Here is a 12,666-nt window from a genome sequence, read left to right on the forward strand (position 1 = left end):
TCAGATCAAGCCGCTTGTGGTTTCACTTGGACCAGCTCTGAGCAAGAGGAGAGGAGTTGCTCGGCCTCTTGCATAAGGCGCTCAGTCTCTGGCAGCGAGGCCAGCACCAGGGGCAGCACCTCCTCATCGGCCTTGACGGCATTCTCGGTTTCTTGCAGGAGATTGATCGAGTCCTCGGTAAGCAGGTCAGCCACCTGCGACAGTTGCGCCTTCAGCGAGGCGTTCTCTCGCTCCAATTGCGCCAGCCGCGCTTGCAGGCTATCCACTTGCCGATCTCGCTCTCCCAGGGCTGCTTCCAGCTCACGGTTGCGGGCCTCCAACGCTTGGCGGGCTGCCTCTGCTTGGTTCAGCCGTTCTGTCAAGCTGGCCAATTCCTCCTCCAAACTGGTGAGGCGACTCAACTGTTGCAAAAGTTGGGCATTCTCTGCTTCCAGTTTTTCAATCAACGCCTGACCGCTCAACAGATCTGCTTTGGTGGACTCCAGCTCGTGACAGACTTGGTCATAGTTGGCAATCAGCTCGCCCAGCCGAGCTTCTCTCTCCCGAAGTTCTTCTCGCAGGGAACGGACCAAGCGATCCCTTTGTTCGACGCCCTGTTGTAACTGTTCGACGTCCTGCCGCAGGATAGGCAGTTCATCCAAAGCTTTCCGGGCCGTGACCAGAAGCCTCCTGAAGCTCTTCTGCAGGCGGCTGTGGGAGTGATCTAATTTGGCGAAGGCTTCGTTGAGCGAGAGATAAGCCTCGCACAGTTTCGTGTAGCGCTGGGCCAGAAAAGTAGGGTGATCCATAATGCAGAGTCCAGGTGGGGGTGCCATGTCCATTTTATGCCGCTCATTCTATCGACCCAAGCCGGAAAAGAGGTTATTCGCTACAACAACCGTGGGATTAATTTTACTTTAAGATTTTCCTCTCTCTGGGCAAACAGCTCACGTCCTGCCCCGACAAGATTCAAACTCTCTGGCAAAAACAAAGGGGCAAAAGCGGCCCTCAAGAGTGGCACATTTTTACCCCTATCGAGGAGATTATAAATTTAGCGTCTGGAGCAAAGGATTCAAAATTAAAACACTAGATATGGTTCAAACGCGCCTAGAGGGAGCATCTCCTGGCTCAGGCAGGCCGCGCATCCGGGATCCCCAGCGCTTCCAGATGGGCGGCGGCCCGCAACAGGTTGGCCTCTTGGTAGGGGGCAGCCACCAGTTGTACGCCAAAGGGCAGGGATGTTGGCAGGCCGACAAAGGAGAGGGGCTGGGTTAGAGGCTCATCTTCTCAACCGTCGGCAGCAACGGAAACTCCAGCAGCTGTTGAGCAAGGGGCAAGAAGCGGGCGAAGTTTTCGATCACCTCCGCTCGATGGTCGGGATGCAGGAGTTGGGCCCTCTGATCGATGTAGGTTTCGGGATCCCAAGGTTGCATCGATGCAAGGGGTCGGCTGGGGAAAAAGTACCACAAGCCAGCTTGCCAAAACCAGCAGAAAGTTACCCAAGGCAAAATCCAAAGACAAGACCGTCCTTGGCTAAGGGGTGGCCATCGACGCCGTGCTACCTTGCGGAGGCCAAAGGCGTTCGTGGGGAAAGACAGGGCGAGTCACTGCCTGCCGCTCCCATTCCTCCAAGCTGGGGCGACGACCGGCAGCAGAACTGGAGGCGCTGGCCTGCAGGCGCTTGCGGAACAGGCGCAACTGCTGCTGCTCTGCAGCGGGGGAAACATGCTGGGCAAAGAGGGGATGCAAGAGCTTCTCTTCCTGCTCGAACTGGGCCCGCAACTGCCGATAGAAGTGAAGAGCAGAAGTGGGATCCAACTGCTGCGGGTCGCGCTCCGCCTGGTGCAAAAAGCGCGTCAGCTCCGGGATCTGATCCCGCAACTGCTGCTCCAGCCGGTCAATTTGGGCGCTGCGGTGGGGATCCGCCGCCAGAGCCGTCCTGAGCAGCGGGTAAAGGACATGGCGCTCCAGTTGAATGTGGCGGGAGAGGCGCTGCCGCAACCTTTGCACACAGAGACGCCGCTGCTCCAGATCTAACTCCGGAGCTCGAGAGAGGCGAGCCAAGAACTGCAGGGTAACACGGTGCTGTTCAGCACAAAGGACAACCAGTGTACCGGCAGAGGCCGAAGGAGACATAGCAGCTCACCGGAGAGAGGGCTTCACTTTAGCTTAACTTTGTCAAGACACGGCAGCTTGCGTAAGGGTACGGGACTGGTGCAGGTGTCTTGGATACACTCAGACAGCAATTCCGGCAAAAGCTGCCCAGATCTGCACTCCGGTCGCTAGGCTTGCACAGGCCAGCGGCGTTTCCAGGCGGAAGTGGGCTCAAGGGGTGAAGTTTGCTGTTCTCGCTGGCGTTGCAGCCGAATCTGGGCTCTATCCCCTTGCAAGGTAGGATCCCGGTAGGGCACCGCGGCGCGGGTTCGCAGGTGCTCCCACTCCATGGGCGAGAGGGGCGGCAGGTGATGCGGTTGGGGCGAGGCCACCGTGCCCGGCCAGGGGCGGCCCACCGGCGGCGTCGAGCCAATGAATAGCCCCGCCTCCAGCAAGGCCGCCCGCACCGCCGCCGCACAGGAATAGGTGGCCAGGATCCCGCTGGGGCGCATTCGCTCGGCCACTGCCCGCAAGAAGTCCACCGTCCACAGCTCCGGGCAAACCGAAGGGGAGAAGGGATCCAAAAACACCGCATCCGCCCATCCCGGCGGCACCTGGAGCAGGGTTTGCCGGGCATCTCCCCACAGCAGGGTTCCCCGCCAGCGCGGCGATTGCCAGGATCCCTGCTCGATCAAGTGTTGCCACTCCTGGCCAAAGCTCCAGGTGGATCCCACCCCCACCTGCCAGGCCTGGCGGGGCACCTCTGGGGATCGCTCCAGGCCAATGACTTCCACAGGGCAATCGGGCCGCACCTGCCAAATCGTCTCCAAGGCCAGGCCGGAGTTGTAGCCGAGGCCAAAGCAAATATCCAAGAGGCGAATGGGATCGTCCGGATCCCGCTCCAACGGCAGGCGATCCAGCCGGCAAGGGCGGACAAACTTCTCCAGCGCTTCCTGGGCAGCGCCGCTGGTGTTATGGAAAGCCTGCCCGAACTCTTGGGAGAAAAAGGTCAGGGATCCATCCCCTGTGGTCAACACCTGCCACTGGGTTTCTGCGGTCATGGGCTATTGCAAGTCTCTATTTCCAGCTTGGCGATTCTTTGATAGCTTGAGAACGTTAAGATGAGTTTCGCAGCTCACCGGCAGGGCTTACAGATTCAGCTCTGGCCATCCCTAGCTAGGGGGGTACCTCAGCGGCTATGTCTTTACTGGATTGGTTTGCCGAGCGGCGCAAGCAGACTTCCCTTAACTTGACCGGCAGCAGCCCCTTCGACAAAGAGCGGCAAGTGCGGGAGATCGCCGACGGCCTGTGGCAGAAGTGTCCGGCTTGCGACGCCCTCACCTACACCAAGGATCTGCAGCAGAACTGGCAGGTTTGCCCGAGCTGCGGCTATCACCATCGCATCACGGCCCCGCAGCGGCTGCAGCAGCTTTTGGATCCCGGCTCCTGGCAGCCCCTTGACGAGCACCTGGCCCCCACCGATCCGCTGCACTTTTTCGACCAAAAGCCCTACGCCGAGCGACTGGCCTCTTATCAGGAGCGCACCCAACTTAAAGATGCCGTCTTGACCGGGCTGGGCAGCTTGGAAGGGATCCCAGTGGCGATGGGCGTGATGGACTTCCGCTTTATGGGCGGCAGCATGGGCTCGGTGGTGGGCGAGAAGATCACCCGTCTTACCGAACGAGCTACCCGCGATCACCTGCCCCTAGTCATCTTCTCCGCCTCGGGGGGAGCCCGCATGCAGGAAGGGATCCTCAGCTTGATGCAAATGGCCAAAACGGCAGCCGCTCTGCAAAGGCACCGCGAGGCCGGGCAATTGTTCATCTCTGTGCTCACCCATCCCACCTATGGGGGGGTGACTGCCAGCTTTGCCATGTTGGGGGATTTGATCCTGGCCGAACCCGGCGCCCAGGTGGGGTTTGCCGGGCCCAATGTTATTGAGCAAACCATCGGCAAGGGCAAGCTGCCGGAGGGCTTCCAGACGGCCGAATATCTGCTGGCCCACGGGCTCATCGACGCAATTGTGCCGCGAACCGAGCTGCGCAGGCGCCTGGCCCAGTTGCTGGCCATGCACCGTCCTCGCCTGCGTATGTCCCTTCCCGCCCTCGAGCCGACTTATGCGCTCGATCCGGCCACGATCTGAGATGGGGAGCCAGGGTTGGATCCCTCTGCCTGCAGGCGGAGCGGCTAGCTCCCCTCTCCCAAAGGGAGAGGGGTAGGGGGTGAGGGATTGCTCCCCGTCTGAAGAGGAAGTGAGGGTAGCTGCCTCAACGCTGGGCCCCGCAGACAATCTCAACCAGTTGGAAATTGCCATGGCAAAGAGGGATACCCTCTCTTTCTGCATAAGAGGGATTTCCTGCCGAGGGGGTAATAGCAGCAACCGATGGTGCTAAGGTGGGGCATGAGGTCTTGACTGGAAACGATGGATTTTAAGCTGCGCATCCGTACTGCCGAAACCCCCCAGGGGCAAAAGCTGGCAATCGTGCCCTTAGAGGGTCGCTTTGACGCCAAAGCCGCTTCTGAAGTCCGGCAGTTGCTGCAGCAGGTTTTGGATTTTGGCTACCACAACCTGTTGATCGACATGTCGGCGGTTACCTTTATGGATAGCTCCGGCCTGGGAGTGCTGATCTCGGCCTTGCGCAAGTGCCGGGCTGCCGGCGGCAACCTCAGCCTCTGTTGCGTTCCCGAAAGTGTCTCCCTTGTCCTCAGCCTCACCTCCATGGAAAAGGTCTTGACCTGTTTTGACGACCTAGAGACGGGCATCGCCAACTTCTCCACCGCTTCTTCCGCTCGCTAGGCCGACATTCCTTTTTGATTTGCTTCGATGCCCTTCCTGCGCTGCTGACCTGGTTCCCAGGATTCGTTGAGAATGCTCAGCCATGCCCCAAACCGGCCTCGATACCTTTCAGCTTCTTTACCAGCACCACCGTGGCCCCAGCTTTTGCGAGCGCATGCTGGCCACGGCTCCTGGGCGCTTCAACGAGGCCTTTTGGCGGTTTTGGCAGCAGCACGTTGAGCCTTGCTTGCCTGCTGCGCCCTGCCTGCTGGATCTGGGAACGGGGCCGGGGTATGTCCTCCGGCAGTGGGCCCAGCGCTACCCCGGCGGACAGTTGATCGGCGTAGATCTGATGCCCTACATGTTGGAGCGGGCTAAAGCCGACCTCAAAGACATCCCCGGCATCCAACTGCTGCAAGCGGACCTCCACGATCCCCATTTGCCCCTGCCCGATAGCAGCGTTGACGCGGCCCAGGCGGTGGTGGTGATCCACGAGATGGTGCAGCCGGTGCGCCTGTTGCAAGCGGTGCGGCGTCTACTCAAGCCAGGGGGACGATTTTTGCTAGTGGACTGGGTGCGCGCCCCCCTCAGCCTCTACTTCGATGCCGCCACCGAGGCCCAACTGTTTCAGCCGGACACCCCCCTAGATACCTTGGTGGATCAATTTACCCACTTCTACGAGCACAACCGCTTCAGCGCCGAGGACTTGGCCTGGATGTTGGAGAAGGTTGGTTTAAGAGTCGTGGCCCAGGAGCTCTACGGGCAAAATCGCTTTGTGCGTCTTGTGGCCGAAAAGCCCTAGAGGACTTCAAGGATCCGCCGCTCGCCGGACTGCACCTGGGCAAACACCTGCACCTCGGTGCTCATTTTGCGCAGTTGGCGGGCCAACTTAATCGCCTTGTCGCGGGGGAGAGGGGGGCTCACCACCGCCGGCAGACAGCGCAACAGCGGCTTCAGGGCCGTCTTGGGCAGCCGCGCATAAAACGCCAAGGTGGAGAGGATCTCGTCTTCAAAGTAGGGGTTGCGACATTCCAAAAGGCGCACTTGATACAGCTCCGGCGGCAGAGGGCGTCCCTGGGCCAGGCGAATCAGGGATCCCACCGTCCCCATCACATACAGGCGATCCCCCCGCTTCAACACCGTCTCGCCCTCTTTCTGCCAGATCTTGGGGAAAACACAGGGCCGGCCCGGTCGGGAGTGATGCAGCAAAATTGCCAGGTCGTAATCCTGGGCCAGTTGCCGCAGGGACAGCCCCAGGTAAGGGCTGGAAGGCGAGACCTCCAGCAGCGTCACCAGCAGCGTTTCCCCCTCCCAAGTTAAGGTGCCGTAAACGGATCCCACCAGCGCTGCCGTGGCAAAAGCGCGCGCCCCCAGGGCGGTGGTGCTGTAGCTGGTTCCCAGCGTCTGCAGATGCCGCTGCATCCGCGCCGCCACCTGGGGATCGGTAACCCGCAAGATGGTGCGGATCCCCGGTTGCAGGCTGTGGGCGGTCAGGGCGGTCTCGAGGTTGGTGAGATCGTCAGGCGTCGTGCAGATCAGGCAGCGGCTGCTTTGGATGCGAGCCTGTTGCAGCGTGCTGGCCAGAGCGTAGTTGCCCCGAATCACCACCGCCCCCTCCCGTTCCGCCGCTTCCACCAGAGGGTTGTCGCTGTCGGGCTCCACCACCACCACCTCATAGCCCATCTGCCGCAACAACTGCAGCACCAAGTAGCTTAGCCGCCCCAAACCGGCAATCACCACATGATCCGCTTTGGGCATACGGGCGGCTCGGCCCAAGCCAAAGCGGCTGCTCACCAACTTGTCGGTCACCAACCCGTAGATCAACCCCACCAGGGCAGCTCCCACCAAGGTCATGACCACCGCCACCACCTTCACCCCCAGCGGCGTCTCCGCCTGCTGAAAAGCCTCGATGTCGCCATACCCCCCTGTCAACACCACGATGGTCAGCAGCAGCCCGTCAACCACAGATTTGCCGATAATTCTGAAATTAATGACCCCCAGCACCAACATCGCCCCCAAGGTGAAGGTGAGGGTATGCACGATGGGCTTGACCTGCAGCAGTCCCTGCAGGCTTCTGCGCAGCCAAGATAGGAGGCCCCGCCCGAACGACTTGCCTCGCCGTTGTTGTCGCCTGTCTTGCGCCTGTCCGCTGGCCCAGCGTTGGGCCCGCGAAGAGCCGCGCCGCCCGTTGCGCTCCAACAGTTGCAGATAGGATCTGGGGTCGCAGATCACCAAAATGCGATCCCCCTCCAGCAGCTCTGCCTCGTGGTCGAAATCGTCGAAAACCCGAGACTCGGAAAAGTCGGACAGCCCGTCCACCGGGTAGTGGAACAGCACCCGCGCCCCAAAGGTTTCCTCCAGTTCCGCGAGGGGCATGTGCAGCAGACGGGAGTTGTAGCCGATGGTCAGCTCCACCACGTTCCAGAGGGTGGTCTCTTGGGGGGCGCCCAAATAAAGCGGATCGGCCAGCTCCGGCGGCAGCGTGGCCGGCTGAGCCTCCAACTGGGGCAGCTCGAAGTAGCCGACAAATTCGTCCGAGACAGCCTTGAGGGCAAAGGCCGGAGCCGCTAAGCCGGCAACCGATAGGGAAAAATGCTGCGGCAAAATCGAGTCCAGGTAGCGGGCAAGGCCGGTGTTAAACAGACGAGAGACAATGCGCGCCTGCGGGTTGAGATCTCGAATCAAGAGGGCCAGCTCGAAGTTGGCCTGGTCGTTGTCCTCCAGCAGCAGCGCCACCTTGATCCGCTCGATCCCAGCCCGGCGCAGCACCTCCGGCTGATGGGGATCCCCCTCTACGTATTGCCACGGTTCCTTTAACAAAGAAGGCCGCGGGCCAGGAGCCACCACCACCGCGCGCTGTCCAAAGTCTTCCAGAATCTGCAGCGTCAACGCTGCCAAGTCGTTGTAGCCACAGACTAGGAGGAAAGCACCTGGATCCCGGCCATTGTCTTGCAGTTGCTCATCCGGCCCTTGAGAAGGGGAGCCCACCATACTCCACCATCCACCCTGCTCCCTTTATACCCAAGGCAGCTCTAAAACCCCAACCTACCCAAAATATTCCAGTAAGGGATCCCCTTGCCCGGCCAGCCGCATGAGGAGCGACCTTGGCTCTTGTTTCCAGCGAGAGTTGGCGGATCTGAGGCCAAACGGTTCAAAGATGAGAACAACTCCCAACAGCTTGACTCGGTACTTAGGATCCTCTATCATTGCCCCAGAGCAAAGTTCTTGAATAAAAATCTCAATAAGCTTGGCCTAGACAAAGATCAAAAGGCCGGCATTTGGGAAAACTCCCCTGCTTTCAGGGGAGGGACTTTCAAGTGCTTTCTCGGGTAAAGGCATTGCTGACTGGGTCAATGCAGCAGCCTTTCTTGAAATGTTTTTGAGTTTAGGAGTTGGGTATGCGCTTATCGCGACGGCAATTTGTCAGCTGGGCCGCTCTGGGCTCTGTAGCCTTGGCGGCAGGCTCGTTGGGGCGTCCGGCCCGCGGCGCCAACCGGGAGGTGAACCTCTACACCTCGCGGCACTACGGCACAGACGAGAAATTGTACGAACTTTTCCAGCAGAAAACGGGCATTACCGTGAATTGGGTGCAGGGCAACGCCGATGAGATCGTCCAGCGCATCCGCAGCGAGGGATCCAACAGCCCCGCCGACATCTTCATGACGGTGGATGTTGCCCGGTTGTGGCGCGCTCAGAACGAGGGCTTGTTTCAACCCATCCAGTCGGAGACGCTCTCCAAAAATATTCCCGAGTTTCTGCGGGATCCAGAGGGGTACTGGTTTGGCCTCACCAAGCGGGCGCGGGTGATCATGTACAACAAAGACAAGGTGGATCCCAAGGAGTTGTCCACCTATGAGGACTTGGCAAACCCCAAATGGCGGGGCAAGGTGCTCACCCGCTCCTCCAGCAATGTGTACAGCCAATCTCTGACGGCCTCGATCATCTTGGCGCATGGGATCCCGGAAACCGAAAAGTGGGCCCGCGGCCTAGTGGCCAACTTTGCCCGCCCGCCGGAAGGGGGAGACATCGATCAGATCAAAGCCGTAGCTGCTGGCGTGGGGGATGTAGCCTTAGCCAACACCTACTACCTGGCGCGCTTGATCAAATCCGACAATCCTGAAGATCGGGCCGTAGCGGAAAAGGTGGGCGTCTTCTTCCCCAACCAAGAAGATCGCGGCACGCACGTCAACATCAGCGGCGCCGGCATTCTGAAAACAGCTCCCAACAAAGACGCGGCCATCCAATTTTTGGAGTTTCTCTCCGGGCCAGAGGCGCAGGCCATTTTTGCCCAGAGCAACAATGAGTACCCGGTACTGCCCGGGGCTGAGATCGACTCGGTGGTGGCCAGCTTTGGCACCTTTAAGGAAGATACGATCAACGCCGCCAGCATTGGCCGCGTCACCCCTGATGCCCTAAAGGTAATGGATCGGGCCGGTTGGAAGTAGATCAGGCCTCCAGGACAGGCCCTGAGTGCAGCCTTTCATTGCTTGACGCCGTGAACGTTAAGCAGCTTGACGGTTCTTGGCCAAGCGTCGATACTCTAGGACGGCGTTGCTTCCGTTCGAGGCCGCTCAGGCGTCCTGTCTTTCTTTTTCAAAAGCTTCTGGAGGTTTGCCAAATGAAACAACTGCGAACAGCAGGCTTGTTCTTGCTCCTCCCTTTTTTAACTTCTTCCTACAGCAGTAGCCCGGCAGAGGCCATTGAAAGCCTCCCCGAAAAGGCTCCCGTTCCCAAGCGGGATCTGCTTTTAACCACGGAAAACGGCGTCAAAATCTATAATGGCGAGTTTGGCTCTGGCCTTGCCTTTGATGGCCAGTACTTCTATGCTCTCACCGATCGCGGCCCCAATATCGACGGAGCTGAATCCAACGACAAGATCTTTCCTAAGCCCGACTTTACCCCTCAAGTTGCCAGATTATCCCTGGAGGGCGAGGGCTTCAAGTTAGACAAAGTCATCCTGCTGCAAGACGAAACCGGCAAAAATCTCACGGGGATCCCCAATCCATCTGATTTGGGGGGAACAGGAGAAAAAGCTTACGATCTCAGTGGCAAACAGATAGCGCCGGATCTCAAGGGCATCGATCCAGAAGGCATTGCGGTGGCCAAAGATGGCAGTTTTTGGGTTGCCGACGAATATGGACCTCACTTGATCCACTTCGACGCCAACGGCAAGGCCATCGAGTGGCTAAATCCTTTTGGGAGCGGAGTCGGTGGCAAAAAGCTGCCAGAAGTCTACAAACATCGGCGCCCCAATCGCGGCATGGAGGGGCTGACGCTGACGCCCAATCAGAACTATCTGGTTGGCATCATGCAGTCGCCGCTTTTGAACCCAAACAAAGACGTTCAAAAGACTGCGACCGTTTGCAGAATACTCTTCTATGACCTGACCACGGGCAAGTTTAGGGAATACCTCTACCCTCTGGAGGGAACAGGCACGGCCGTTAGCGAAATTGCCGCCATCACAGACACGACTTTCCTAGTCCTCGAGCGGGACGGCAAAACTCCGGGAGCCGACAAAGACGTAACCAAGAAAATCTACAAAATTGACATCTCTGGCGCTACCGATGTCTTTGATCCTGGCCCAAACGGCAGGTTGGTCGACGGCAAAACGCTGGAGCAGTTGACCCAAGAGGAAAAGGCCGCAGCAGGGATCAAGCCTGTTGCCAAAGAAGAAGTCTTTGACATCACGTCGATCCCCAATTATCTCCACGATAAGCCAGAGGGATTGGTCATTCTCGACGCAAATACTCTGGCGATAGTGAACGATGACGACTTCGGCATTGTCTCGGAAAAAGGCGTGGTTCAGGAGAAAAAGATGCCCTACCTAGACAACAAGCTAGACGAGAACATTGTCTATTTTGTTAAGTTGCCAAAGGGTTTGTTTTGAAAGAGAACCTAGCTGTCAAAAGGGGGAAATTCCCTACGGATTTCCCTTTTTTCTCAGAGCTTGCCGGAGCAGGTGTCCCTGAAAAATTGAGATGCACACAGGAACTGGGCTAAAGTTGTTGAGCAAATCTCTGCAAAAAGTTGGCTTCCCCCCTCTCAGCGGATGGGCACTCCTGACTTTAACCCTCAGCGGCCTCATCCTCCTTCCCGTCCTGACGGTGCTGCTCAGCCTCTTTGCCGATGAGCGGCAGGTTTGGCAGCACCTGGCCGACACGGTCTTGGGGCTATATGTGCGCAATACCCTGGTGATGATGGTGGGTGTGGCAGTGGGCGTTATCCTGGTCGGCAGCGGCACCGCCTGGCTGGTGACGATGTGCGAGTTTTGGGGGCGGGCCTGGCTGGAGTGGATGCTGGTGTTGCCCCTGGCAGCTCCTACTTATGTGTTGGCCTACGCCTACACGGACTTTTTGCAAGTAACCGGCGGCTTCCAGATCTGGCTGCGGCGGGTCACCGGCTGGGGCATCGGCGACTACTGGTTCCCTAACATTCGCTCCTTGTGGGGGGCGATCCTGCTGCTCGTCCTCACTCTTTACCCCTATGTGTATCTCTCGGCGCGGCTGGCCTTCCAGGAACAGTCGGTGGCCTGTTTGGAGGTGAGCCGCTCCTTGGGCTATGGGCCGTGGGCCAGCTTTTTCCGAGTGGCCTTGCCGCTGGCGCGGCCGGGGATCGTGGCCGGCTGTCTGCTGGCTTTGATGGAGACCTTGAACGACTTTGGGACGGTCAGCTACTTTGGGGTCGATACCTTTACCACCGGCATCTACCGCACTTGGACGGCCTTGGGCAATCCGGTGGCTGCCGCCCAGCTCTCGGCGCTGCTGCTGCTGTTGGTACTGCTGCTGATGGCCCTGGAGCAATTTTCCCGCCGGCGGGCGCGCTACTATCGCCAAGGGTTCAAGCCGTCCCTCACCCGCTACCGTCTGCAGGGGATGCGGGCGGTGGGGGCGTGGCTGGCCTGTGGGATCCCGATTGGGCTGGGCTTTGTCGTGCCGGCCCTGATCCTGCTCAACATGACTCTGCGCCAGGGAGAGTTGGGCCGCCGCTTTTGGAGCTACGCCCAGAACAGTTTTCTCCTCTCGACGATCACGGCGGTGATTGCCGTCTTGGTGGCGGTGGTGGTGCTGTACGGTTTGCGGCTGCAAGGGTTCGAGCAGGCGAGATCTGTCCGGGGCCTGCGGCTGGCGGTGCGGCTGTCTTCTCTGGGCTACGCGCTGCCCGGGGTGGTGATCGCGGTGGGGGTTCTGATTCCCCTAGGGCGGCTGGATCAACTGCTGAGCGACTTGCGGCAGGTGGTACTGCAACAGCCGCCCGGCTTGGTGATCAGCGGCACCATTGTGGCGTTGGTGTTTGGCTACCTGGTGCGCTTTTTGGCCGTTGCCCTGGCCACGGTCGAGGCGACGCTAGCGCGCATTCCTCCCAGCCTGGATGAAGCAGCCCGCAGCTTGGGGCAGGGATCCCTGGGCACCTTGCTACGGGTGCACCTGCCCCTGATGGGAGGCGGGATCCTGGCGGCGATGCTGCTGGTGTTTGTGGATGTAATGAAGGAGCTGCCGGCAACGATGGTGCTACGCCCCTTCAACTTCGATACCTTGGCCGTCCACACCTACCGCATGGCTGCCGACGAACGGCTGGCCGAGGCCGGCGCTCCTGCCTTGGCGATTGTCCTGGTGGGGATTTTGCCGGTGATCCTGCTCAACGCCCAGATAGCCCAGCGACGCAATCTAGGCTCCTCAAATGAAATGAAACGTCTCCCTACTCCCCTCTCCTAGAGGGAGAGGGGTTGGGGGTGAGGGTCGCGGCGCGAGGCGCTTGGCTTTTCTGGGCTAGAGAAGGCTGCCCTCTATGCGTCAGCTTGAGTGCAGGAGTGGGTCACT

The 12,666-nt window shown here is 59.5% G+C and carries 12 protein-coding genes; 7 read left to right on the plus strand and 5 right to left on the minus strand.

Features of this window, described 5'->3' with window-relative positions; all coding sequences use genetic code 11:
- Positions 1 to 5 precede the first annotated feature (5 nt).
- Complete coding sequence (locus ACVW0R_RS05635) at positions 6 to 815, minus strand: coiled-coil domain-containing protein (protein ID WP_240527840.1); 810 nt, start codon at positions 813 to 815, stop codon at positions 6 to 8.
- 256 nt (positions 816 to 1,071) lie between these two features.
- On the opposite strand from ACVW0R_RS05635, the gene ACVW0R_RS05640 reads away from it, so the two are divergent.
- Positions 1,072 to 1,254 (plus strand): hypothetical protein, encoded by a 183-nt coding sequence (locus tag ACVW0R_RS05640; RefSeq protein ID WP_168174230.1) that lies wholly within the window; start codon positions 1,072 to 1,074, stop codon positions 1,252 to 1,254.
- Here the strand turns inward: ACVW0R_RS05640 and ACVW0R_RS05645 are convergent.
- The 3 genes from ACVW0R_RS05645 to ACVW0R_RS05655 all read right to left on the minus strand — a co-directional run bounded on the left by ACVW0R_RS05645 (position 1,251) and on the right by ACVW0R_RS05655 (position 3,134).
- A complete protein-coding gene (locus ACVW0R_RS05645) occupies positions 1,251 to 1,412 on the minus strand; it encodes a DUF4089 domain-containing protein (protein ID WP_099883740.1) in 162 nt (53 codons plus the stop codon). The genes ACVW0R_RS05640 and ACVW0R_RS05645 overlap by 4 nt on opposite strands.
- 100 nt (positions 1,413 to 1,512) lie before the next feature.
- Entirely contained in the window at positions 1,513 to 2,115 is a 603-nt protein-coding gene (locus ACVW0R_RS05650; protein WP_099883738.1) for a hemerythrin domain-containing protein, read from the minus strand.
- 146 nt (positions 2,116 to 2,261) lie between these two features.
- Entirely contained in the window at positions 2,262 to 3,134 is an 873-nt protein-coding gene (locus tag ACVW0R_RS05655) for a tRNA (5-methylaminomethyl-2-thiouridine)(34)-methyltransferase MnmD (protein ID WP_041438476.1), read from the minus strand.
- A gap of 137 nt (positions 3,135 to 3,271) precedes the next feature.
- Between ACVW0R_RS05655 and accD the strand changes: the two genes are divergently transcribed.
- The 3 genes from accD (at position 3,272) to ACVW0R_RS05670 (ending at position 5,651) form a co-directional block, all read left to right on the plus strand.
- Positions 3,272 to 4,216 (plus strand): acetyl-CoA carboxylase, carboxyltransferase subunit beta, encoded by a 945-nt coding sequence (gene accD, locus ACVW0R_RS05660; protein WP_457501780.1) that lies wholly within the window; start codon positions 3,272 to 3,274, stop codon positions 4,214 to 4,216.
- 279 nt (positions 4,217 to 4,495) lie between these two features.
- Positions 4,496 to 4,870, plus strand: coding sequence for an STAS domain-containing protein (locus tag ACVW0R_RS05665; RefSeq protein ID WP_011430919.1), 375 nt, complete (start codon positions 4,496 to 4,498; stop codon positions 4,868 to 4,870).
- Between the two features lie 82 nt (positions 4,871 to 4,952).
- Positions 4,953 to 5,651 carry a class I SAM-dependent methyltransferase gene (locus tag ACVW0R_RS05670; RefSeq protein WP_457501781.1) on the plus strand — a complete coding sequence of 233 codons (699 nt, stop codon included), beginning with the start codon at positions 4,953 to 4,955 and terminating at the stop codon, positions 5,649 to 5,651.
- Here ACVW0R_RS05670 and ACVW0R_RS05675 read toward each other — a convergent pair.
- On the minus strand, positions 5,648 to 7,840 hold the full coding sequence (locus ACVW0R_RS05675) for an NAD-binding protein (RefSeq protein ID WP_011430921.1): 2,193 nt from the start codon (positions 7,838 to 7,840) through the stop codon (positions 5,648 to 5,650). The genes ACVW0R_RS05670 and ACVW0R_RS05675 overlap by 4 nt on opposite strands.
- Before the next feature lie 407 nt (positions 7,841 to 8,247).
- Here ACVW0R_RS05675 and ACVW0R_RS05680 point away from each other — a divergent pair, with 407 nt between their 5' ends.
- From ACVW0R_RS05680 to ACVW0R_RS05690, 3 genes are all read left to right on the plus strand, one after another.
- Positions 8,248 to 9,294, plus strand: a complete 1,047-nt coding sequence (locus ACVW0R_RS05680) for a Fe(3+) ABC transporter substrate-binding protein (protein WP_457501782.1) — start codon at positions 8,248 to 8,250, stop codon at positions 9,292 to 9,294.
- Positions 9,295 to 9,467: 173 nt separating this feature from the next.
- Positions 9,468 to 10,736, plus strand: a complete 1,269-nt coding sequence (locus ACVW0R_RS05685) for an esterase-like activity of phytase family protein (RefSeq protein WP_457501783.1) — start codon at positions 9,468 to 9,470, stop codon at positions 10,734 to 10,736.
- 91 nt (positions 10,737 to 10,827) lie between these two features.
- Positions 10,828 to 12,561, plus strand: coding sequence for an ABC transporter permease (locus ACVW0R_RS05690; RefSeq protein ID WP_099812977.1), 1,734 nt, complete (start codon positions 10,828 to 10,830; stop codon positions 12,559 to 12,561).
- Positions 12,562 to 12,666 lie beyond the last annotated feature (105 nt).

This window comes from Thermostichus sp. MS-CIW-15 (assembly GCF_054060575.1).